The following is a 23091-nucleotide window of genomic DNA, read 5'->3' as shown; positions in this document are numbered from 1 at the left end:
GAAGCCGGCGCCGTGGTCAGAGCCTCGGCGGGAGGGAAAGTGGTTGAGATGAGCGGAGGGGATTGCGGAAAATATTGCGGGGTCGCGGTCAAGGACGAGGCGGGCTATACGTGGAGATATTGGCATCTCCAAGGCGATTCGATTCCTAATGAGATTTATCGGGCCTTTGGCGAAAACAAGGCCATTCCAGAGGGGGCGATTTTAGGTGCGGTTGTTGAGTGGCTGTCATCTTCCAAGTTTGAAGTGTTCAATCAGAAATACAACCATATCCATTTGACGATTTTGGATAAAAACGGTCTTCTTCTCAACCCGCTCATTTTCCTGAAGCCCGTCTTCGATGTCTCGGCGCCGGAGATCGTGGATATCGCCTTGGTCCAGGATGGCCGAAGGCTCGAATCCGCCGAGGTGTCCGCGGATTACCATATCGTGGCTGAGGTTCGAGACCTCATCCACCACAGGAAATTCTACGAACCGCCTTACTCTCTTCACTTCAAGGTGGATGACGGATCATGGCGCCAGGTCTGGAAATTCGACCTCTTGCCGGGTAATTCTGAGGAAGTCTACGTGCGCGACCTTTTCTGGCCCAGCCAGTCCCGGGGGGACTATGAGGAAAGACGGTTCTCGATCAACCTGGGGTTCAGCTTCGAGGGAACTCAATGGCAGGGGCCGTATCAATTCCCCCGGGCGCCTGGGGAGCACCGCCTGCTCCTGAGCGCGGGAGACCTCGCCGGCAATTATGGCGTCAAGGAGTTCCGCTGGACCGTGGTCAAGCCCGGCGCGCGCTAGCGGCCAGGGTCTTTGACTTCTTTTCCTTGACCGGTTTTGGCGCCGGGGCCGCGACCGGGGTCCCCTTCTTGGCGTCGTAGTAGTCTAGCCCCGAGTGGTCGAGGACCTCTTCGCCCATGAGCAGGCGCAAGGTGTTCTTGAGCTTGAGGTGCTGTATGAAAATATCGTGTTCGGGCTTCAAGTCCTCGCGGCATTGCGGGGACTTGAAGTAGAACGAGAGCCACTCCTGGATGCCCTTGAGCCCCGCGCGCTTGGCCAGATCGAGGAACAGCACCAGATCCAGGACGATCGGGGCGGCCAAGATCGAGTCGCGGCAGAGGAAGTTGATCTTGATCTGCATGGGCATGCCCATCCAGCCCGAGATGTCTATGTTGTCCCAGCCCTCCTTGGCATCCCCGCGTGGGGGGTAGTAGTCTATGCGCACCTTGTGGAAGTATTGCCCGTAGAGCCGGGGGTAGAGCCCCGGGTCCAGGATGGAGTCGAGCACCGACATCTTGCTCTTCTCCTTGGTCTTGAATGAGCCGGGGTCGTCGAGGACCTCGCCGTCGCGGTTGCCGAGTATGTTGGTCGAGTACCAGCCGCGCAGGGCGAGCATCCGGGCCTTGAGCATGGGGGCGATCGTGGTCTTCATCAAGGTTTGCCCGGTCTTGAAGTCCTTGCCGGCGATGGGCGCGCCGGTTTTCTCGGCGAGCTCGACCAGGGCCGGGACGTCCGCGGACAGGTTGGGCGCGCCGTTGCCGTAGGGGATGCCGAGGCTCACCGCCGCGTAGGCGTAGATCATGGAGGGGGGAATCTCCGGGGCGCTCCTGCGCAGGCCTTCCTCGAAGGCCGCCAAGGTCTCGTGGACGTGGCTCGGCTCGGGAAGGATTTCCGTCGAGCCGCACCACAGCATGACCAGGCGCTCGAGCTTGTTCTTTTTCTTGAAGGCCTGGATGTCGGCGACGATTTGCCGGGCCAGGTCCCATTTGCTGTTCCCCTTTTTGGCGAAGCCCGTTTTGAGGTTCTTGACGTAGGCGGGATCGAACACCGCGGGCATGGGGCGTATGGCCGCGAGCTCCCGGCGCACCGGGGCGATCTGGGCGGGGCTCAAGACCTCCGCCTTGACCGCGGCCTCGTGCATGTTGTCTGGGTAGAGGTCCCAGCCTCCGAACACGAGGTCTCTCAAATCCGCCAAGGGCACGAAATCCTTGATCAGGGGGCTGCGGTTCTCATAGCGCTTGCCCAGGCGAATGGTCTGCAGCTGCGTGAGCGACCCCACGGGCTCTCCCAAGCCCTTCTTGAAGAGCTCGACGCCCGCGATGAAGGTGCTGGTGACCGCTCCCATGCCCGGGAGGAGCACTCCCAAGCGGCCGGAAGCCGGCTCAACTGTGGATTTTGGAGGGGATTTCGAGGCGTGTTTGCGGGTGTTCATGCGGTGATCTCCTGAGTTTCATCATCATGATGAGAAAAAGGACGGAGCCCACGGCTCCGGCCCAGAGGACCTCGTAGGTCTTGTCGAAGTAGGCCAGAAGCAGCAGAAGGTAGATGAAGTCTCTTTGAGCTAAAATGGTCTCGAGGCGCTGCAAGGCCGTCGCCGAGCCGCCCACCGGGCTCGACAAGGCGGGGGCTTGCCGTTTAGAGCGTCTATCAACGTATGCCAGCCGGGCCGAGCCCAGGGCACCCAGGCAGGCCGAGGTTCCCAGTATCAGCGGCAGGAGACTGTGGTCGGCTTTGTGGAAGCCCCAGGCCAGGCAGCCGAAAAGCGACAGGTGCACCAGGTTGTCGCCCCAAAAGTCGATGTCGGCTCCGAGAGGGCTTTCCAGGAATTTCAGCCGCGCCAATTCCCCGTCGCAGCCGTCCAGAACCGAGTGAAGCCATATCAAGCAGGCCCCGGCCAAGCTCATGGCGTGATGATTGGGGTTTAGGAAGAAGACAGTGCCGAAGAGCCCCAAGGCGCAGCTAAACAACGTCATCATGTTGGGGGTCACCCGGGTGTCCAGCAGAAATCGCGACAAGGCGAGCGATATGTGCCGGTCGAAGTTCCGGGCCATGAAGCCGTCCTGACTCTTGCCTCCAGAGGCCATGAGCCAATCGAGGCTCGACCCCTGCCCGGCTGGGATGCGCAGATGGAGGAAGGCTCCCTGTGAGAGCCTTTCCTCATGGGCGGGAGGAATGGTCTCGGACCGGAACGGCACGGCCTGGACCACGGTCCGGCCCTCGGCGTCGACCATTCGGGAATGGGCCGCGTATTCGGCCGAGAGGATGCCGCGCAATGCCTCCAGGCGCAGGAGGTGGTCGCCCGACAAAGTGAGATACGGCGGCTCGCACTCTCCCGGGACCAGGCCGGAGCGGTGGGACCATGAGAGATCGAGCCCCGGAGGCAGGCGCAGGGCGCAAAGCGCCGCGGCGTCTGGCTTGGGCATGGCGATCCAAACCTTTCCGGCCCCGGCGCGCGCCAAGGTGAAAAGCTGCCTTTCCAAGATGGTGAGCCCTCCCAAACGCTCGAAAGCGAGCCGGGGATGGGCCACGACCAGGACGACCCGGGAAGCTTGGCTCACGCGGGCGCTCCGGCCGGGCAGGGCTCAGGGCTTTGGCGGTAGGCTTCCTCTATGGCGGACAGGCAAAAACGGGCTTCCGCCAGATTGCGTCGGGGCCCCGGCTGCAGGAGCTCGGAGTGGAATTCCTCGATGAGAGAGGCCATCCAACTCGGGTGGGCCGAAAGCTGGGAGAGCTTTTCCTGGAACTGGAAGGTTTCGCAATGGCCGGAGGACAGCTCAAGCCGGAGCTCGTTGTCCGCGAGTTCAAGCCTGCCTCGGGTCCCGTAAACCACGGCCCAGTTGGTCCGGGCAAAGGACCTCCAGCTTAGGTGCAGAAGGGCGGAGGAGGCGAGAAAATCCAGGAGCACGGTCGCTTCGTCCTCGACATGGGAGGGGCTTTCCCGCCAGAACCTGGCGCTGACCTTGGGCCGCGCCTCTGGGCAGCCTAGCAGGCGGTAGATCAGGTAAAGATTGTGCCAGCCGTGGTCGAGGAGTATCCCGCCGCCGGCGAGGCTCCTGTCGCGCCTCCAATCCGCCAGCGCGCTCGAGGCCGGCTTCTGGCGCAGGACGTGCAGCTCTGCGTGGCGTATTTCGCCCAAGGTTCCGGCCTGGATCAAATCCAAGGCTTTCTTCCACTGGGCGGCATGGGCCCAATTGTGGACGGTGAAGACGACGCGGCCGCGGGCTCGGGCGAGTTCCTCCATGGCGTCCAATTCCTCTCGGCTCAAGGCCAATGGCTTCTCGCAGAGCACATGACAGCCCCGCTCCAAGGCCGCCAGGGTTTGGGGCGCGTGCAGGAAGGGGGGGGTGGCGATGGAGATGAAATCCAGCTCGCTTTCCGAGCGCAAGAGAACCTCCAGGCTGGAATAGAGCCGGACTCGCGGGAAGAAGGCCTTGGCCGCCTCCAGACGCGCGGGATTCTCCTCCGCCACGGCGACGATGGAGAAATGCTCGGACGAGGCGAAGGCCGGGGCATGGGCCCTTTGGGCCACTTGCCCGAAGCCGGCCAAGGCTCCCTTGAGGCGGTTCTTCATTAAATGCCGTGCCTTCGCGCCAGGACGCCTAGGGAGTCCTCCAGGATGTCGGCTCCCTGAAGGGCCTCCGCCTCGGTGATGGTGAGGGGCGGGTTGATGCGCAGAGCCGGGCTGTAGCACATGCTGAGAAGGCCACGGTCCAGGCAGTCGCTGAAAAGCTCCCGGCAGAGAGGCCCGGGAAGAGGCTTTCCGGTCTTGGGATGGACCAGATCCACGCCTATCATGAGCCCCCGCCCGCGCACCCGGCCCACGAGGGGCGAACGGCTCCGCAGCTCCCCCAGGCGCGCCAACAGAGCCGCGCCGACTCTTTGCGCGTTGGCCGGCAGGTTCTCCCTTTTCATGATTGAGAGGGTGGCGTCGGCCGCGGCCGCGGCCAAGGGGTTGCCGCCGTAGCTCGATGAGGAGCCGCTCGGGTTGGCGAAGGGCTTGGCCTGGGCGATGGAGTCGCTCGTGACGATTCCCGATAGGGGGAAGCCTCCCGCCATGCCCTTGCCCACGGTCATGATGTCGGGGACGACCTCCTCGTGCTCGCAGCCGAACCATTTCCCGGTGCGGCCGAACCCGGTGATCATCTCGTCAGAGATGAATAGGGCTCCGTTCTCGCGCGCGATGTCCCGCACTCCCTTGAAAAATCCCGGAGGAGGAACCACGTTGCCGGCCGTGCCCTGGATGGGCTCGAGGATAATGGCCGCTATGGAGCGGGAGGTCTCGCGCTGGATCATCTCGCGCAGGAACTCGAGGCAGTGGGCCGCGCAGTCATGGGGTTCCGGCGCGCCCAAGGGGCAGCGGCGTGGGTCGGGATAGGGAGAGAGGTAGAGGCCGGGCATCAAGGGCCCCAAGGCGTGCTTGAAGCCGTCCCCCAAAAGGCCCATAACCCCGCCGGTCTTGCCGTGAAAACCGCCCCAGAAGCTGATCATCTCGAAATTCTTGGTGTGGCTCTTGGCTAGGCGCAGGGCCGCTTCCACCGCCTCGGCCCCGGAGGAGTAGAGTTGGACCCTGGAAAGGCCCGCCGGAGTCACCGAGGCTAGGTTCTTGAGGAAGGCCAGGCGCCTCCGAGTGGTGAAGGAGCCCACGCTGAGCCTAGCGGCCTGCTCTGCCAGGGCTTTGGCGTGCTCGGGATGGGCATGTCCCACCGAGGCCACTCCGATTCCGGCCATGAAGTCCAGGTAGCGCCGTCCGTCCGCGTCGGTGAGCCAGACGCCCCGCCCCTCCTCCAGGGCGATTCTCGAATAGAGGGCCACGGACTGCAGGCCGGGAGCGATGTAGGCCTGCTCCTCCTCGAATAGAGCCTGTGATTTGGGACCGGCGGCGCTGGATTCTGACGCGATATTCATGGTTGTCTTCCCGGGACCCGCAGGGTCGTGAGCTTCTTGCGCAGGTGCCTGGCGATCTGCACCGCGGCCTCGGCCCGCACGCGGGCGAAGCTCGGCCAGGAGTTGATGTCAATGACGCAAATCGTTCCAGCGGCCGACACGATGGCGTCGCCGCCGAAAACCTCGAGCCCCACGGCTCGCGCGGCGAGCTCTCCCTGGAGGGCCAGCTCCTCCACCTCGAAGGAGAGCCTGCGGGCCGAGGCGGGGTCATGATAGAACCAGGTGAACCACTGGCCGGGCCCGACCCCGTAGAATTTGATCAGGTCTCCGTCGACGTGCCTTTGCAGAAGCATGTGAGTGATCTCGCGTCGGGCGAAATCCTTGCGGACGGCCTCGAGCTCCTGGGAGGACTTCGCGAAGACCACATCGCGGCCGCCGCGGGTGTTGTGCACGTCCCCGCGCTTGGCCCATACCCCCGTGGACGAGCCGAAAGCCGGGAAAGGCTGCGGGCGATCGCCCGTCACTATTCTCAGTTCTGTTTCCGGGAAATCGAGCTCGGGCGAGCGCTCGAAGGCCGCCAGCATCTCGGTCCTGTAGCAGGCCAGCACCGCTTCTGGAGAGTTGACGATGACGGGAGCCCCGGAACCCTTCAAGGCCTTGAGGCGCATGAGTCTGGCATAGGACTCGCACATGGGAACCAGCATGTCCCAGGCCTTCAAATCCTGCTGGTCCGCGGCCTCGGGATCCAGGACCATGGCCCGGACTTTCAGGAGCTCCAACTGCTCCATGACGGCCTTGAGGATGGCCGCGTCGTCGTTCTCCCGGTTGGGGGAGTTATGGAGCTCGCGGAAAATGCCGAGCGCGCTCACCATGTGGCGAAACGCTCCGCGGCCGCGAGATCCCGAGGCCTATCCACGTCCAAGGTCTTTCCCAGGGCGATTCCGGCCACGGGAGTCTTCGAATCGAGCAGGGACTGCCAATAGTCCCGCAGCTTGGAATGACGCTCGGCCGCGGGCATGGCGTCGGCGACGGCCTTTGTCAAGAAATAGAGCCCCGCCGTGGCCCGGGAGCGGCTTCGGCAGGAAGGCCCCAAGGCCGAGACCAGGCCGTTTTCCCCCAGCTCCGCCCAAAGCGGCTTCTCGTCGTCCATGAAGGAGGTGAGGGCCAGCCCCGCCGGGGCGGGGCTCGTCGCAGCCTCCCGGGCGAAGCGCTCGGCCTCTTGGGGAGGCATCAGGGCGTCTACCGTGCTCATGAGAAAGATGTCGGCTTTTTGGGAGAGGGCTTGGGCCACCAGCCTGAAGCTTTCCCATGAGGAAGCCGTGTCCTGGACCAGGAAGGTCCAGGACACGGCAGGGAATTCCCTTACCAGGCTCTCCCTGGCGGCGTTTCCCCGGGAATTGAGTATGACCGTGAAGCTCTCGATGCCGGCCCCGCGCAGGGAGCGCACCACCCAATGGACCAAGGGGACCCCGGCCACGGGAGCCATGGGCTTGACCGTTGCCCCGATCGCTCCTTGGAGCCGGAGGCCGTCTCCGGCCGCTATGACGCCCGCGTGTCGAATCACGGCAGGACCGCCTCGAGCTCGTCCAGTCGTTCGATGCGCAGGCCTTGCGGGCAGCAGCGGGTTTTTTTGGAAGGGGATAGAAGCACGTGTTTGAGGCCCAGGTTTTCCGCGCCGCGCATGTCCCGGGCCACGGAATCGCCGACCATGAAGGTTTCCTCGGGGGCGGCCTTCAAGCCCTTGAGGGCTTCCAAGAATATGCCGGGCTGGGGTTTCTCCATCCCGAGCGCCCCGGAATCGGCCACGCATTGGAAGAAGGACAGGAGTCCCTCGCTATCTAAGACGCTTCGAAGGTTGCCGTAAAAGTTCGAAACTATGCCGAGGCCGTGGCGGCGGCTCAAGCGCTCGAGGATGGGGCGATTTCCGCGAAAATGGCGTCGGCACTCCTCTAGGAAAAGCCCGGCCAGGCGGCTCTTGAGCCCGATTTTTTCGGGAGCTAAAATTTCCAAAACGCATTGCACCTGCAGCTCCAAAGTCTCGGCGAGACTCAAGCCCCGCAGGGAAAAGCGCGAGGCAAGCTCGTCATCCGACCGGTAAAAGGCCTGGCTGAAGCGCTCGCGCGCGAAATCCAGGCCTTCGGCGCGGTAAATGCCGTGGAAACGCTCAAGCCAGGGAGTTCCGGGACCATCCAAGGTTCCCCCGAAATCGAACAAAATAAAAGGCATTTTTCTATTATACAAAAATCATTGATCCTGGCTTGTCTCCTTTCCTTAATAATTATGTAACTGCTTTGTCTTGACAAAGCTCCCCATACCTGTTATAAATGCACTTGCCGTCGCTTTTCACGACGGCAAAAACGCCGAGTACACCCCCCTGAAACGGAGGGGATTTTCGGCTTTTTTTATGCCTATAAAATTGGACAAGGTAAAGGAAGCTCTGGGAGAAGCCCTCAAGAAGGCCAAGGGGTTCTCGGAGTTCCTCATGGGCTCTCCCGATCTCCTGGCCGTGGACATGGGCAATTACGCCATCAAGATCGCCCACGTCAAGCAGGAAAGCGCGGGGCCGGTCCTCAAGACCTGGGGGCACCTCCCCCTCAACATCAAGCCCGAGGCCACGGCCGACGAGCGCAAGGCCCAGACCATCAACTCCCTTAAAGCCTTCCTTGTCGAGAAGGGCGTCAAGATCAAGGACGCGGCCACCACTCTCTCCGGGAACTCGGTGATCGTGCGCTACGTCAAATTTCCCAGGCTGACCAAGACGGAGCTCGCCGCGACCTTGCCCACCGAGGCCGAGCCCTTCATTCCTTTCGACATCAACGAGGTCCAGTTAGGCGCCCACATCCTGAGCGAGATCACAGAGGAAGGCCAGAAAAAAATGGAAACCGTCCTCGTGGCCGCGAAGAAAGACTTGATCGCGGCCCGGCTCGAGATTCTCCAGGCCGCGGGGCTCTTCCCCACGATCGTGGACGTGGATTCCTTCGCCCTCGAGAACATTTATGAAAGGTTGCGCGACCCCAAATCCGAGATGGGCGCCACCCTTTACCTTAACCTGGGGCATATGGTGACCAACCTCTCCATTATCGAGAATGGAGTCACCCGCGTGGTGCGCGATATTTTCATATCGGGCGCGACCTTGACCAAGGCGATCACCAAGGCCATGCAGAACGACTTCATGAAGGCCGAGGAGCTTAAGAAGGCGCATGGGATAGTCCTGGAGGCGGCGGAAAAGGAGAAGGCCGTGGAACAGGGCCAGCAGGAGGCGCTCGCCGTTTCCCAGACCATAGTCACCGTGGTCAAGGATCTGGTCGGGGAAGTCCATCGGTCCGTGGATTTTTATCTGTCTCAGGGAGCCGAGCGCTCGATCGGGCGAATCGTCCTGATGGGGGGAACGGCCAAGGTCAAGAACCTCGCCAAGCATTTGACCGCCGAGCTCAAGGTGCCGGTGAGCGTGCTTGATCCTCTATCATTCTTGAAGCAGATTCCCGCGGATTTCCCCAAGGAGCTGGCCCCGGATTTCGCCGTGGCCCTGGGATTGGCGCTCAGGCGCAACCGGGATTGGGTGTGAGACAAGCATGATCAAGATCAATCTTGTTCCGGCTGAGATCCTGGCCAAGGCTCAGCAGAAACAGCAGATGATCCAGGCCGGCGTGGGGGCTGGGTTCATCCTGCTGCTCGTCGTGGGCATTTCAGTGGCGCATTGGTTCAAACTCAAAAGGCTGGAGAGACATGCCGCGACCCAGCAGGCCCAGCTCAAGAAGCTCGAGGTGGTCGTGGCCAAGGTCGAGGAGCTCGAGAAGACGGCGGGGGCGGTGCGCTCGAGGCTCTCCGTGATCACGGACCTTCTAAAGGGTCGCCCCCTTTACCCGTATTTCATGTCGGATTTCGTGCGCAGCGTGCCCATGGGAGTGCGCGTGAAAAGCCTGAGCACCTCGGGAGGGGGAAGCGCTGCCGGGCCGCTCAAGATTTCTCTGTCCGCCGATTCCCGCAGCAACGAGGATATCGCGGCTTGGATCAAGAAGCTGGAGCAGTCCGGGCGGTTCGGACAAGTCGAGATGGGGCCGGTGACCGCCGTGGACGGGGCGGAGCGGGTCTACACCTTCACTTTGATTTCGGTTTACACGCCGCAGCTTTGACATGGCCAAGATCAAGCTGACCAAGGAGCAGCAGAAGTACGCGGCCCTGGGGGTTCTCCTCCTGGGGGGCTTCGGCTACAGCTATTTCATGTTCTTCTGGTCCCCGGTCTCCCAGCGCATCGCCGATACCAAGAAGAAGACCGAGGAGGTCGAGGCCAAGATAGAGAAGGCCACCCGGCAGGCCGCGCGCCTGCCGCGCCTGGAGGCCGAGCTGGTGGAGCTCAGCCAAAAGGCGGTGGAGGCGGAGAGGCGTTTGCCCAAGAACAAGTCGGTGCCCGACATTCTGGTGACCTTGAGCGGGTTGGCGGACAAGCATCATGTCTCGCTTCTGAGCTTTACGCCCGGAGGCCAGACGGACAAGCCCTTCTTTATCGAGCTTTCCTATCCCATCTCGGTGCGCGGCTCGTACCACAATATCGGCCGCTTCCTGGCGGGCCTGGCGCTCGAGGAGAGGATATTCAACGTCCAGAACGTGGTTTACGCCGAGCCGGGCCCCGATGGGCAGATGCAGATAAGCTTCACCTTGATCTCGTACCAATACAAGGGCTGATGGACATGGCGAAAGTTTTGGCTGTCTTGATGTTCCTAGCCGGAGTCTCGACTCAAGCTCTCGAGCCGGGAGGCAAACCGGTCGAGGTCAAGGCCTCCACGGCGCCGGCGCCGAGCGTCGGCTCCATCTATACCGTGGAAAAGCTGCGCGATCCCTTCACCCCAGCCGCCAGCGGCTCATCGCGCGCCAACACCGGCAAGCCCTTCGACCGGGAGGATTTCAACATTCACAACCTCTCTCTCAAGGGGATCATGAAGGATTCCGGCGTGGAGTACGCCCTTTTCAACGACAACAATTTCGGAGTCAGCTTCATTCTTCGCAAGGGGAAGCTTTACGACGATCGGGGCAAGATGGTCGCGGGCGTGGCCGGCTCCATCAACGTGAAAAAGAAGACGGCCCATCTGATGACCGAGGACAAGGACGTGCAGGTTTTCCGATTAGGGGAGGAGGAGCCAAAGTGACACTACTCAAGAAAAGCCTGGCCTGGGTCCTGGCGGTCGTCCTGATCTTGCCCGGCGGCGCGGCCCTGCCGGCGTGGGCCGCCGAGACCGCGTATCTCACCAGCCTCGAGGTGAGCCCCGATCAAGTCCAAGTTTTGTTGAGCGAGGAGGCCGAGTACAACGCCTTCACCACGGCCTCCCCCTCGCCTCGCGTCGTCCTGGAGCTCATGGGCGCCGAGAACAGCCTGGGTGCTAAGTCTTGGGCCGGCAAGGGGAAATACTTAAAGGGCGTGCGCGTCGGGCAGTTCCAGAGGAGCCCCGCCATGATCGCGAGGGTGGTCATGGACCTCTCCGAGCCGGCGGGCTATAAGGTCCTCAAGGAGGACAACGTCCTTACCGTGCGCTTGGGGCCCGACCCCGAGGGCAAGCCTCGGCCCAAGGTCCAGGTCCCAGCCGCGGCCGGTCCGGCCCGCGAGGCGGGAGGAGTCAATACCCAGGCGGCCTCGGAGCTTGCCGCCATGGCGGCCAAGTCCGACGTCAACATAGATGAGCAAGCCGCCAAGGAGCCGCCGCCGACGCCGGAAGCGCGCCCGGCCAAGGCCGGCTCGGGGAGTCCGCGGGCGCCGAGGGCCGACATCATGAGCCGCCTGCCCAAGGATCCGGTCTCCCTGGATTTCGACGGCACCGACATCAAGGATATCATCAAGCTCCTGTCGGCCAAGGCCAAGATCAACATCATTTACGGACCCGACGTGAACGGGACTTTGACCTTGCATCTGGCCGACGTCCCCTTCAACGAGGCCTTTCGGACCATTCTCTCCATGACCAACCTGTCCACCACCCAGGTGGGAGACAACATACTCAGGATTCTGACTCCCGGGGCCCTGGCCAAGGCCCAGTCCGCGGCCGCCACCGTCACCAAGGTGCTGCCCTTGAACTACACCAAGGCTTCGGAGATCCTGTCCATGGTCAACCAAGTGCGCCTGGCCCAGGGGCGCAGCACCGGCGTGGCCCTATCCGATGCCAAGACCAATTCCTTGGTCGTCACCGACTCCATCGAGGGCCTGGCCGAGACCGAGCGCCTGGTGGCCCAGCTCGATGTGCGCCCCAAGCAAGTCCTCATCGAGGTCAAGCTCATCGAGGTCAGCCTCAATAATTCCCTTCACTACGGCATCCAATGGGACTACAAGTCCCTCGATCCGGCCCGCATCGGCGGCAAACAGGGCACCAACCTCATCGGCACCAACGAGAGCCCCGTCGCCACGGCTCAGGCCAGGCCCTTGGATCTTAACGCCACGCCCGCGGTGGTCGGGCCGGGCGCTGGAGGGCGGGGCACGGGCGTGAGCCTGCCGGCCTCCTCCATATTCGGGGCGCTTACGATCGGGCGCATTACGAACACGTACTTCCTCTCCGCCACTCTCTCGGCCGCCGCGACCCAAGGAAAGGTGAAGGTCCTCTCCGACCCCAAGGTCGCGACCTTGAACAACCAGGCCGCCAACATCAACGTGACGACCTCGATTCCCTACGTCACCTCCAACGTCGCCTCGACCGGCGTGCAGACCCAGACCGTGTCCTACGCCGTCACCGGCATCCAGCTCTCGGTGACCCCCAGCATCAACGCCGACGGGCGCATCACCCTCGATCTCAACCCCGTGGTGAGCCAACCTTCCTCCACGATCGCGGCCAGCGCCACCGGGGCCCCGGCCGTGGACTCGCGCAACGCCAAGACCACCATCCTGGTGCGCGACGGCGAGACCATAGTCATTGGTGGCCTCATCAGCGACACCATGAGCAACACCATCGCCAAGGTTCCCCTGCTCGGGGACATTCCGCTCTTGGGCTGGTTCTTCAAGAAAAAGGCCCTGACCAGGACCCGCAACGAGCTCTTGATCTTCGTCACGACCAAGATTCTCCAGGACTAGCGCTCTCATCGTGCTTCCGCTGCTCATCGGGCTCCTGGTCGCGGGGGGCCCGCTGCTCCGGGGGAGTTGGGACCTTTGGGCGCAATCCCTCCTTTTTATCGCGGTCGTCTGCGGATCCGCCCTATGGGTCCTTTTTCGGCTCTTCGTGGGCTACTTTCCCCTTCCCTCCACCAGGAACCTGGCCTGGACCGGAGTCTTGGCCGCACTCTCCGGCTGGGCGGCGTTCTCAAGCCCGGTTGCGAGCTACTCCATCCCGGCCTGGAGGGCCCTCCTCCTGGGACTGTGGATTTTTCCGGCGATCATGGCGGTCTCCAAGGACGAGCGCTCGGCCGTGGACGAGGCCGTTCGCGCCGTCGCCTGGGTCCTGGTCCTCTTGGCGTTCTACCAGCATTTCCGGCAGGGGATCGAAAGGCCTTCCAGCGCCTTCCTCAACCAGAATATTTTCGCGGGAACGGTGCTCATGCTGCTTCCCCTTTGCGTTCAAAAGAGGGACTGGATCCTCTGCGCCGGGCTTTTGTGCGCCTTGGCTTGGTCGCGCAGCGTCGGAGCTTGGCTGGGCCTGGCCGGGGCCTTGACGCTCAACCGGCGCCAGGCCGGCTCCGCGGCCTACCGCGTGGGCACGGCCATCGGCCTGGTCTGTCTGGTCATCATATACGCCAAGCTCAAGTCGCCGGACGTCCTGCATCGCTGGTACTGGTGGCAGGCGGCCCTGCGCATGGTTTGGGACCGGCCTTGGTTGGGCCTGGGTCCGAATAGCTTCGCCTACGCCCTGCCTGCCTATCAGAGGCCGGGGGTGGATCTCTCCGCGCTTTATGCCCACCAGCACTTCTTGGAAACGGCCGCCGAAAGCGGGCTACCCTATGTGCTGATCTGGACGGCCGGGCTTCTGCATTGTCTGCGGCGCGGGGGCTCCCATAAGCGCTTCGGGGCCGTGGCCATCCTGATCCAATCCCTATGGGACTATTCCCTCTCCATCCCGGCTAATTTCTGGCTTTTCTGCTATTTCTCGGCCTCGACCATATCGGAAAGCAAGCGCGGGGTAAACATCGCCTCCGGGCGCAAGCTCCCCTTGGGCCTTTTGGTCGCGACTCTGGCTTACGGGCTTTGCTCCTGGACCTGGAGAGGGTGGCAAGCCGACAGGCTCAAGGCCCAAGCCGTCGAGAAGGCCAAGAGCGGAGCCCCCCCGGGGGAGGTCTTGTCTCTTTTGGAGGGCTCGTCTCACCTCTTGCGCCATCCCGAGACCGAGCGTTACGCCGCGGAGATGGAGATGGGCCTGGCCAAGGCCGGTCCCGACCGCGGGGCTCATTTGGTCCGGGCCGCGGCGCACCTCGAGGTTTCCACGGAACTCAACCCTTACCGCGCCTCATCCTGGTCGGCGCTCAGTCGTGTCTACCTGGAGTTGGGCGAGCCCGGGAGAGCCCTCCAAGCCATGGGGCATGGAGCTCTATTCTGCCCGGCCTTGCGCGCCGCCCGGCCATGAGGGACCGCGATCTCGCGGCGGCGGGGCTTTGGCTTTGCGTCCTATTGGCGTTGTTTTTGCCGGTCTGGTGCCGCGGCCTTTCTTTTTTCTGGGGAGACCTTACCTACATCCACCATCCCTGGAAGGCGTTCCAAGCCCAATCTTTGGCCCAAGGGCGGGTCCCTCTCTGGAATCCCTACCTCTACATGGGCATGCCCCAGGCCGCCACCATGCAGGACTCCTTTTTCTACCCGGGAAACGCCCTCTTCATGATTTTCGGCTTCGCCACGGCCGCGGCCCTGTTTCAGCTTTTCCATTATTGGCTGGCGGGCTTATTGACGGCTCTATGGCTGAGGTCCCTGGGACTTCCGCGCCGGGCCTGCTGGGCCGGGGGACTTTGCTACGGGCTGGGAGGGTTCCTTGCCAGCCGCCTGCCTTTTCTCAATCATCTGGCTTTGCTGTCTTTGGTTCCCGCTTTTCTTCTATTTTTCCGACGGCCCGCTCTTCTAGGTTTGTCGCTGTCTCTAGCCTTCTGGGCGGGCTATCCGCCCTTCCTGGCCGGGTCCATGGCGGCGGCTTGGATTCTATTTTTGGCGCTCGCCAATTTTCGGAAGGGCAAGACAATTTTGGAAGCCGCCAGAGCTTGGACGCTGGGAGGGGCACAGGCTCTTCTTTTAACGGCTTGCCTATTACTTCCAGCCCTCGAGCTTTTCGCCAATTCCAGGCGCTCGGGGGGCCTCGGTCTGGAGGAGGCCCTGCGCTTTGGCTACGCGCCGAGGGATTTGTGGCAATGGGTGAGTCCGTGGCTCTCCCGGAGCTTCGATCCGGCGAGGCGATGGTGGCAATGCAGCTATATCGGATTCTCGGGATTTTCCCTGGCGGTGCTGGGCCTGGCGGGGCTCAAGACTCGGAGGGCCGCGCTTCTTGCGGTTTTTTTGGCGTTCACGGCTCTCCTTCTTTTGGGAGACTCCAACGTGGCTTCGGCTTGGCTTTGGGCTCATTTCGCGCCTCTGCGCTTCGTGCGCTATCCGGGGAATATGGCCTATTTAGCCTTGCCCGCCTTGGCCCTGTTGACGGCAGTGGGAATGGGCAAACGCTCTCCTTGGATTTTGGCGGCGATAGCTGGCGAACTTTTCCTGTACGCCATTGGAGGCTCACCCACCGCACCAAGGGGACTCTTCACATCGGCCGGGCCCTTGGTGCGACTGCTACAAAATCGCCTAGGCCCCGACCGGTATCTTCTCTCTCCCCTGGCCTTGGAAAAGCACGAGGGCTCCGACGTTTGGGATTGGAAGCACCGGCTTTACGGCCTCACCAACGCCCCCTTCCGCCTGAGTGCTGCCGCCAACTTCGGGGAGCCCCTGGTGCCGCGGCGCAACTACGAGTGGATGGACGCCCTTTACCGGGCGCCGAGCGCGCAGGCCGCCGCGGCCTTTTTTCCCTGGGCCGGCATCCGTTATCTGATGACGCCGAAGCCCCTGGCCGGATCCCCGGGGCTGAGTCATGAGGGAAGCGTTCTCTGGCGGATCTACCGGAAAAAGGGGCGGATCTCGCGAGCTTACGCGTTGAGCCTGGAGGATGGACAGAAACTTCCGGAAGCACTTTCTATCGCCTGGCTCGACGGCGAGCCAGGCTCGCCACTTGCCTGGCAGAGCCCGCGCGAGGACCGGCTCCAGATATTTGGCGACGAGGACAAGCCGCGCTGGATCTACGTTTCCCTGCCGCGCTATCCCGGGTGGCGGTCATGGCTTGAGGCTCCGCCCCGGGCCGCCGAGGTGGACAGCCTTCCCGCCTTGGGGGCCTTCCAAAAGCTATTGGCGCCTCCGGGGCCGTGGACCCTTCATTTCCTCTACCGGCCAGCGAGCTTCCGCTGGGGGCTGGCTCTGACTTTAGCCTCTCTCCTGGCGCTGGCCCGCTATTGGTATAATCGAGCGCGGCTTTTCATGGCGCTCCAAAAATGACACCCAGGGATTTTTCCTTGCTCGTTGTCTGGGCTCTGCTCATCTTGGCGATTTCTTTTCCAGTCTGGCTCTGCCCGGGCCTTTCCTTCAAAAATTTTGGAGACCTCTATACTTACCATTATCCCCTGCGCCACCTGGCATGGAGCTCGCTCCAGGCCGGGCGCCTGCCCTTCTGGAATCCCTACATCTTCGCGGGCCTTCCCCTGCTGGCCAATTCCCAAGCGGCGTTTTTTTATCCCGTTTCCGCGCTATGCGGGATATTCCCGCTGAGCCTGGCGTTGAGCTGGGATTGTCTTTTCCACGTGTTCTGGTCGGGATTGGGGATTTTTCTTCTGAGCCGGAGCCAAAGGCTATCGAGCTCCGGCTCCTTATCCCTATCTTTGGCCTACGCCCTCTCCCCCTTCTTGGTGTACCGGATAACCGAGGGGATCCCCACCCTGCTCTCGAGCCTGGCCTGGGCGCCTTGGTGCTGGCTCGCGTGGCTCAGCGGCGCCCCTGGGGCCCTTGCCGCCTGCTGGGCTTTGCAGTTCCTTTCCGGGCACCCGCAGTTCATGATCGCCAACGCCATGGCCTTGGCTCTTTGGGCCGCTTCCTCGCCCTCCATCGGCAAGACCGGGCGCGCCTTGGCGCGCGAGGGTCTCCTGGCTTTGGGCTTGTGCGCGGTCCAGTCCGCGCCCACTTTGGAATTTTTGGGTCAATCGGGGCGCCGGGGCTGGCCGCTCGACTTCGCCTTGGGCTACTCCTTCGAGCTGAAAACCTTGGCCTCGTGGCTCTTCCCCGGAGCCTGGGGCAGTCCGGTGGGCGGCGGCTACTCCGGCCCTCCCTCGGTATTTTTCGAGACCTCCGGGGTCTACGTAGGGCTTTTGGGCCTGGTCCTGGCGGCTTTCGGTCTCTGTTCGGGCAAGGCGCGGCGGAGCTGGATTTTATTGGGCGCGGGCCTCTTCCTGGCCTCTGGCGGCCGCAATCCCTTCTACCGCGCCCTTCTGTCTTGGACCCCCCTCGGGTTTTTAAGGACTCCCTCCCGCTATTTGTTTTTATGCCTTTGGGGCTTGATCCTGGCCGCAGGGGCGGGGTGGAAGCTGCTCCAGCGGCGAAGGCGGTTTTCCGCTGGAGCTGGGGGAACGTTGGTTGCCGTTTTGGCTTTGGACCTCCTGGTTTGGGACTGGGCATATCTGCGCCCCGAGGAGAACCTGCCCTATCTTAGGCCTAGCGCCAGCTTCGCCCAGCAAATGGGGGGAGGCGCTTGGCGGCTCATTACCGATCCAGAGCTTGCCAACCCCAATAAAACCATGCTCTACCGCGCCATGAACGTGAACGGCTACGAGGCTTTTTTTCTCTCGGCTTTCCCGGAGTACGCGGCCAAGAGCGAAGGCCGCGCCGCGGTGGACGCCAGCCGAGGCTATCTGCGCCGCCACGAAACTCTCGAGATGAGCCGTCTGGGGGTGAAATATTTCCTGGCCGAAGACGGGCAATGGCGTCATAATCCCGCCGCCCTGCCTTTGGCTTATTTCGTCGGCCTTTCCGGGGCCGCCGTCAAAAATTACGTGAAACTCGAAATCGCGCGCCCGGAGCATTGGCGTCTGCGGGCCCGCGTCCCCGGCGAGGCCGGGAGCCTGGTCTTGGCCCAGCCTTTCTACCCGGGCTGGAGGACCTATGTAAACGGCCAAGAGGTTCCGCTTGGCCGTTGGGAGGGCTTCCTTCAGTTCTTGAATGCTGCCGACTTCCATTCCTCCACGGCAGAGATCGATATTATTTTCCGACCCACGTTTTGGCCGGTTTGGGTCATGCTCAGCGTCGGGCTCTGGATCTACGGCGGCGTTTTCTGGACGCGGAGGTTTTTGGCATGAAGTACGGCAAGGCTCTCTCCATGGCGGGGGGGCTGGCCTTCACCGCGGTTTTCCTGGGGCTGGCCCTGCGCAACGTGGCGCTTTCCGAGCTTTGGTTGGTTCTGGCCTGCGCGCGCTGGCGCTGGGTGCCCATGATGTCGGGCATCGTTCTCCTTGATCTCGTGGTGCGCTCGCGGCGCTGGACCTTGCTGTTATCCAAAAAGGAGTGCTTTTGGGCCTGCCTGAGGCTCGAGGCGATCGGGCTTTCCGTCAATAACGTGCTCTTCCTGCGCCTGGGCGAGTTGGCCCGGGCTTTCCTGGCCGGGCGCGAGCTCGGAATTTCCTGGCTGACCGCCTTGGCGAGCGTCGCCGTCGAAAGGGTCCTGGACGTGGCCGCGCTTCTGACCTTGTTCTGCGCGGCCAGCGTCGGCTCGCCCTTGGTTCCGGCGGCCCTGCGCCGCGCAGCCCTCCTGCTCCTTTGCGGAATCGCCGGCGCCCTGTGCTTCCTGGTTTTGGCCAGGCGCCTGCTCCAACCGGGGGGAGCCTTGAGGGAGCGTCTTAAGCCCTGGCCCAAGGTCCAAAGCCTGGTCCTGCCCTTGGCGCAGGGAGCCGCGGCCCTGGCCGATCCTAAAACCGCTCTCGAGGCCGCGCTGCTCAGCCTGGGCCTCTGGGGGGTGGACGCCGGGCTCTACTGGGCCGTAGCCCAGTCCCTGGGCCTCGGGACCATGGTGGATTACCCGCGCTCTATATTGATTTTGTCCTGGGCCGGAGCCGGGGCGGCCCTGCCCGCGGCTCCCGGGGCCTTCGGCACCTTCGAGGCCATGGTAAAGTCCCTCTTGCAGTCCTTCGGGGCGAGCCCCCATCAGGCTCTCGCCTACGCTTTTTTCAGCCATATGCTGTCGTACCTCATAGTGACGCTCTTGGGCTTGGTTTTCCTTTACCGCGTCGGGCTTTCCTTGGGCGAGCTCAAGGCGGGCCTGGAAAAGGCGCGGCGATGAAGCCGCGCCTTTTGACCTGGCTTTCCTCTCCCTGCTGCGCCATGGAGATGAAATTCGCGGCGCTTGAGAAATACCCGACCCGGGAGGTCACCGAACTGCAATTCGGGAGTTTGGCCTGCCGGGCTTGCGGGAAGGAGTATCCGATTAGAGGCGGCATTCCCCGCCTCCTGGGCCCCGGGCAGGACCGGCGGGATCGGCGCACGGCCAAGAGCTTCGCGTGGGAATGGATGCGCTATCCGGGGTCCTTTCCCGAGGACCGCGCGGTATTCCTGGCGGAGACCCAGCTACCCGCCGAGGCCTTCGCGGGCAAGCTCGTGCTCGACGCGGGCTGCGGCATGGGGCGTTACGCCCTGGAGGCGTTGAGCCTGGGGGCCGAGGTCGTGGCCCTGGACCTTTCCGAAAGTCTCGAGCGCCTGCGCCAAGCGGCCGAGGCCGAGCCCCGACTGCACCTGGTGCAGGGAGACCTCCTGCGCCTGCCCTTGAAGAAAGGGGCCTTCGACATCGTCTACAGCCAGGGAGTGCTGCATCATGCTCCCGGCACGGGGCAAGCCTTCCGCCAGGTCGCGCAAAGAGTCAGGCCTGGCGGATTTTTAAGCGTCTGGGTTTACGGCAAGGCGGGAAAGTTCGAGGAGTTCGCGACCAACCCCATCCGGGAGGATCGCGCCTGGGTCCGGCGGCGGCGCCGCCTGGCCTGGGTCATTGTTACGCTGCGGCATTGGATCAGCGACTTTCTGCGCATGTTCACTACTCGCCTACCGATCCCCCTGCTCTACGTCCTGTGCTTTCCTCTGGCCCTTGCCGGGGCCCTGCCGGGAATCAAGTATCTCACTTTTTCCGTTCACCCCCGCTTTCGCGTGAGGCTGATAGAAAACTTCGATTGGCTGGCCCCTCCCTACCAATACCACCACACCAAGGAGGAGCTCGCCTCCTGGTTCGTGGAGGCCGGCTTTGACCCGCTCAAGATCTTGGCCCATGGGCTTGTCCCCAAGCCCGGGATACTCGGCCGCAAGCATGGCTGAAGCGGCCTTGCGCGTCGTGATGGTGAGCGCGAGCTTCCATCCATCCATCGGGGGAGCGGAGAATCAGGCGTTGGAATTGTCCGTGGCGCTTCAGCGCCGCGGGCTGGGAGTGCGCGTCCTGACCAGAAAGCTTCCGGGCCTTTCTTGTCGAGAATTCGTGAGGGGGATTCCCGTTATCCGGCTCCCCTGCAGGGGAGCCGGATTTTTAAATGCGGCTAGTTTCATGGCCTCGCTGTTCATCTACCTTTGGCGTCAGGCTCCTCTATACGACGTAATTCACGTCCATTTAGCCGGCTCGCCCGCCTTAGCTGCGGCATTCGCGGGCCGCCTGCTCGGCAAGCCAGTGGTCGTCAAACTCGGAGGGGGCAAGGGGATCGGAGAGCTCGCCGCCTCGGCGCGCACCTTCGGCGGGCGGCTCAAGCTCCGGCTCTTGGCGCGGCTTAAGCCCCAAGTCATAGCCGTGGCACGGGAGTTGGCGGAGGAGGGAGCACGGTATTTGGGGCCTGTTCCTATTCCAGTCATCCCGAACGGCGTGGACTCTGAGCGCTACCAGCCGGCTTCCCCCCAGGGGAAGTCGGCTTTGCGGCGGGAGCTGGGCTGGCCCGAGGAGGGCCTGTGCTTCCTATATACGGGCCGCTTTAGCTGGGAGAAGAACCTGCTTAGGTTCATCGAAGTCTGGGCGGGAGCGTCCCGGGCCGCCGAGCGGTCTTTTCTGGCCTTCGTGGGCGAGGGCCAGCAAGAGGAGACGATGCGCGCCGCGGCCAGGAATCTCGGCGTCCCGGGCCGCGTCTTCTTCCACGGGCGCCGAGAAGGCTTGGAGAAGGTTTACCAAGCGGCCGATATATTCATTCTCCCATCAGTTTCGGAAGGATTATCGAACGCACTTCTCGAAGCCATGTCCAGCGGCCTGGCCATTCTGGCCAGCCGCGTGGGGGGCACCATCGAGGTCGTAGAAGAGGGGAGGGAGGGTGTTCTCTTTGATCCCAAAGATGGCGCCGAGTTAAAGTCCCGGATCGAACGCCTCCTTGAAAAGCCTGTTTTTATCTTGGGCCAAGCGGCCCGGCAAAAAGCCTGTCGAAGATACGCCATGGCTCCGATCGCCGGAATTTACGAGGAGCTATACCGGAAACTTATCCACCAAAACTTCCCGGGAAGTCTCGGTGGATAAGTCCCAGAGGGCGGGGCGGCGCTATTGTTGAATCAGGAAACGGCAGCGTCGACGGCCTCGGCCGTGGAAGAGGGGCAAGAAGGGCCGTTCTCCTATTCCGCCGCGGGGGTCCCGAAGATATCCACTTTGTCGAGGTGCAGGTAGCCCGTTTGACCCAGTTGGAGGCGCAGCCAACGGGCGGGGCGGCACTTGAGGGAGACGACGAGGGGGCCGTCGCTGTCCATGCCGCCGAATTCCCTGCCGCCGTTGTCCGAGACGTTGTCGTACGTCTTTGTCCAGCCGTCCTGATACCAGGAGTTTAGATTTTCCGGCTTATCCTTGGCGACGAGGACTTGCAGGGTCTTCGCCCTGCCGCGGCAAGTTCCTTCCCCGCAGCTATATGGCTGGGTCCGGTTGAATATCTTGACCCGGTCTAGGCGGTAGACCGCACCCAGGTCCACTTCCCACCACGGGTTGCGTTCGCGCGCAGTGTGGAAGCTGTAGTTCCCGCTGGGCGCGTGTTCGTCGAGCAGTTTTCCGGCGTTGCTCTCATCGGAGCTGCCCGTCACGGCCTGAACCTCCGTGTTGAGGCTTCGGCCGCGGCAGGCGGCCGCCGGTCCGTCCGGGCGCGCCGAAGCGCCGGCGTCCGCGAAGCTGATGCCGACGACGTCGTCCTTGTTCACGTCGATGGTGCGGACCTCCCCGTTGCGCAGCTGCACCGTCACGGTTGCTTGCGACGCGGCCACCGCCAATAGGAACGACAGAAGCCCAAGACTGATTTTCATGCGTCCTCCTCGCGGCGGCCGGATCATCGCGTCGCGGCCGACTCTGGACAATCGAATGTCACCGATTCATGCCACAGTCCGTACCATTGGTGCTTGTCGCCTCGCCATTGGCCCTTGAGGCCTATGCCCAGGGGCCAGACGGCTCGCTCCGAGATGCTCTCGCAGAGCTTCGCTCGCGCCTCGGTCATGGTCTTGAAGGGTCCGGCGAGGGTTTTGTGGGGGCGCACGAAGGCGCTGCAGTCCAGCCCTCCGCCCGGGAATCTGCACTTGGGGATCTTCTCCAACTCCTTTGACGTCCCTAGATATAGCCCGTAGGAAGCGTCCGTCACGAAGATGTAGACTGCGTCGGGGGCGATCCCAGCCAAACTCTCCGAGTCCTTCCTGGCTTGGGCCGCGCGTAGCTCATCGGCCCGCCGTTGCGCCGCGGAGGCGATTTGGGCGTCCAAGTTTCGCAAGACCGCGTCGGCGCGCCTCTTCCTCCAATAATCGTGGAGGATGTCGTAGGCGCGGCTGGCGTCCAGCAGCGCTTCCTGCTTTCCTTTCGGTCCGAGCGCGCTGGACATCCCGAGGATGGCGGTCTGTTTGTAAGCCTCCCAAAGGCGGGCGAGTTCCTGCACGTCCTTCACCTTTTCGCCGATGTTGTCCGGGGTGATCCCCGAATGCGCGGCCGTGCCGCTCTCAAAGAAGGAGTCGCACAAGGAGTTGATCCCGGAGCCCCAGGAGAAGCCGCTGCCGAAGATTAAGTTGGTCTGCGACTGGCGCTGGGCCTGCGAGAGGGCCTCCTCGATGCCGTAGGCCGTTCCGTTGTAAAGCAGTTTCCCCGCCTTCAGCGTGAGGCCCAGCTCCGGGAAGGCGAAGGTGAGACCCATCTGCGTCAGCCGGCTCAGTACGGCGGCGGCCTTCTGTCCATCGGGCGCCTTTGCGTACTCGCCGGCCAGGTCGGAGGCCTGATCGATGCCGGTCTTGGCGGCGCCGATCACTTGGCCTCCGAGCTCGCCCACAATCTTGGTCGCGGACTCGACCATGTAGTCGGCCGCCTTGTCCTGCGCGTAGTCCTCCGCGGCGCCGGCCGCCCACAGCGGCGGCGCAAGAGCGACGACCAGGCTCAACAGACCGGCGCCCAGGCGGGCATTTATGGACATGAGGGCTTTCTCCCTGCGAACATTGGAATTGATTGAGTATAGCCCGCCGGGCATGGCGCG

21 protein-coding genes are annotated in these 23091 nt (G+C 63.0%); 12 read left to right on the top strand and 9 right to left on the bottom strand.

The genetic code is table 11. The annotated features are described in order from the left end of the window. Positions 1-12: 12 nt before the first annotated feature. Positions 13-786 carry a hypothetical protein gene (locus HY921_05720; GenBank protein MBI5630364.1) on the top strand — a complete coding sequence of 258 codons (774 nt, stop codon included), beginning with the start codon at positions 13-15 and terminating at the stop codon, positions 784-786. Here the strand turns inward: HY921_05720 and HY921_05715 are convergent. Genes HY921_05715 through HY921_05685 form a run of 7 tightly spaced genes read right to left on the bottom strand, consistent with a single transcriptional unit; the run spans position 767 to position 7875 of the window. Further along, a complete protein-coding gene (locus tag HY921_05715; protein ID MBI5630363.1) occupies positions 767-2197 on the bottom strand; it encodes an inositol-3-phosphate synthase in 1431 nt (476 codons plus the stop codon). The genes HY921_05720 and HY921_05715 overlap by 20 nt on opposite strands. Further along, entirely contained in the window at positions 2148-3323 is a 1176-nt protein-coding gene (locus HY921_05710) for a CDP-alcohol phosphatidyltransferase family protein (GenBank protein ID MBI5630362.1), read from the bottom strand. The genes HY921_05715 and HY921_05710 overlap by 50 nt, the downstream gene beginning before the upstream one ends. Next, positions 3320-4336, bottom strand: a complete 1017-nt coding sequence (locus HY921_05705) for a Gfo/Idh/MocA family oxidoreductase (protein ID MBI5630361.1) — start codon at positions 4334-4336, stop codon at positions 3320-3322. The genes HY921_05710 and HY921_05705 overlap by 4 nt, the downstream gene beginning before the upstream one ends. Then, positions 4336-5670 carry an aspartate aminotransferase family protein gene (locus tag HY921_05700; protein MBI5630360.1) on the bottom strand — a complete coding sequence of 445 codons (1335 nt, stop codon included), beginning with the start codon at positions 5668-5670 and terminating at the stop codon, positions 4336-4338. The genes HY921_05705 and HY921_05700 overlap by 1 nt, the downstream gene beginning before the upstream one ends. Next, the gene (locus tag HY921_05695; protein ID MBI5630359.1) at positions 5667-6521 is read right to left on the bottom strand and encodes a hypothetical protein; all 855 of its coding nucleotides are present in this window, start codon (positions 6519-6521) and stop codon (positions 5667-5669) included. Before HY921_05695 ends, HY921_05700 begins: the two co-directional genes overlap by 4 nt. Further along, the gene (locus HY921_05690; GenBank protein ID MBI5630358.1) at positions 6515-7213 is read right to left on the bottom strand and encodes an NTP transferase domain-containing protein; all 699 of its coding nucleotides are present in this window, start codon (positions 7211-7213) and stop codon (positions 6515-6517) included. Before HY921_05690 ends, HY921_05695 begins: the two co-directional genes overlap by 7 nt. Then, a complete protein-coding gene (locus HY921_05685; protein MBI5630357.1) occupies positions 7210-7875 on the bottom strand; it encodes an HAD family hydrolase in 666 nt (221 codons plus the stop codon). The genes HY921_05690 and HY921_05685 overlap by 4 nt, the downstream gene beginning before the upstream one ends. Before the next feature lie 178 nt (positions 7876-8053). On the opposite strand from HY921_05685, the gene pilM reads away from it, so the two are divergent. From pilM to HY921_05630, 11 genes are read left to right on the top strand one after another with little or no spacing between them, the layout of a single operon-like run. Further along, the gene (gene pilM, locus HY921_05680; GenBank protein ID MBI5630356.1) at positions 8054-9214 is read left to right on the top strand and encodes a type IV pilus assembly protein PilM; all 1161 of its coding nucleotides are present in this window, start codon (positions 8054-8056) and stop codon (positions 9212-9214) included. A 7-nt stretch (positions 9215-9221) separates the two neighbouring features. Continuing rightward, positions 9222-9782 (top strand): PilN domain-containing protein, encoded by a 561-nt coding sequence (locus tag HY921_05675; GenBank protein ID MBI5630355.1) that lies wholly within the window; start codon positions 9222-9224, stop codon positions 9780-9782. A 1-nt stretch (position 9783) separates the two neighbouring features. Then, positions 9784-10332, top strand: coding sequence for a type 4a pilus biogenesis protein PilO (gene pilO / locus HY921_05670; protein MBI5630354.1), 549 nt, complete (start codon positions 9784-9786; stop codon positions 10330-10332). Positions 10333-10337: 5 nt separating this feature from the next. Then, a complete protein-coding gene (locus tag HY921_05665) occupies positions 10338-10793 on the top strand; it encodes a hypothetical protein (GenBank protein MBI5630353.1) in 456 nt (151 codons plus the stop codon). Beyond that, positions 10790-12694, top strand: coding sequence for a type IV pilus secretin PilQ (gene pilQ, locus HY921_05660; protein MBI5630352.1), 1905 nt, complete (start codon positions 10790-10792; stop codon positions 12692-12694). Before HY921_05665 ends, pilQ begins: the two co-directional genes overlap by 4 nt. Positions 12695-12704: 10 nt before the next feature. Beyond that, positions 12705-14174: an O-antigen ligase family protein gene (locus HY921_05655; protein MBI5630351.1), complete on the top strand. Its 1470-nt coding sequence runs from the start codon at positions 12705-12707 to the stop codon at positions 14172-14174. Next, entirely contained in the window at positions 14171-16114 is a 1944-nt protein-coding gene (locus tag HY921_05650) for a hypothetical protein (GenBank protein ID MBI5630350.1), read from the top strand. The genes HY921_05655 and HY921_05650 overlap by 4 nt, the downstream gene beginning before the upstream one ends. Beyond that, positions 16111-17961, top strand: coding sequence for a hypothetical protein (locus HY921_05645; protein MBI5630349.1), 1851 nt, complete (start codon positions 16111-16113; stop codon positions 17959-17961). Before HY921_05650 ends, HY921_05645 begins: the two co-directional genes overlap by 4 nt. After that, positions 17958-18938, top strand: a complete 981-nt coding sequence (locus tag HY921_05640) for a flippase-like domain-containing protein (protein MBI5630348.1) — start codon at positions 17958-17960, stop codon at positions 18936-18938. Before HY921_05645 ends, HY921_05640 begins: the two co-directional genes overlap by 4 nt. Beyond that, positions 18935-19957, top strand: a complete 1023-nt coding sequence (locus HY921_05635; protein MBI5630347.1) for a methyltransferase domain-containing protein — start codon at positions 18935-18937, stop codon at positions 19955-19957. Before HY921_05640 ends, HY921_05635 begins: the two co-directional genes overlap by 4 nt. After that, entirely contained in the window at positions 19950-21125 is a 1176-nt protein-coding gene (locus HY921_05630) for a glycosyltransferase family 4 protein (GenBank protein ID MBI5630346.1), read from the top strand. The genes HY921_05635 and HY921_05630 overlap by 8 nt, the downstream gene beginning before the upstream one ends. A gap of 92 nt (positions 21126-21217) precedes the next feature. Here HY921_05630 and HY921_05625 read toward each other — a convergent pair whose 3' ends face one another. After that, complete coding sequence (locus HY921_05625) at positions 21218-21889, bottom strand: hypothetical protein (GenBank protein MBI5630345.1); 672 nt, start codon at positions 21887-21889, stop codon at positions 21218-21220. A gap of 23 nt (positions 21890-21912) precedes the next feature. Beyond that, the gene (locus HY921_05620) at positions 21913-23031 is read right to left on the bottom strand and encodes a hypothetical protein (GenBank protein ID MBI5630344.1); all 1119 of its coding nucleotides are present in this window, start codon (positions 23029-23031) and stop codon (positions 21913-21915) included. Between the last annotated feature and the right edge of the window lie 60 nt (positions 23032-23091).

This window comes from Elusimicrobiota bacterium (genome assembly GCA_016218575.1).
GTDB lineage: Bacteria > Elusimicrobiota > Elusimicrobia > UBA1565 > UBA9628 > JACRDN01.
Note: the sequence above shows the minus strand (reverse complement) of the source record. Positions and strands in the feature narration are given on the sequence as shown.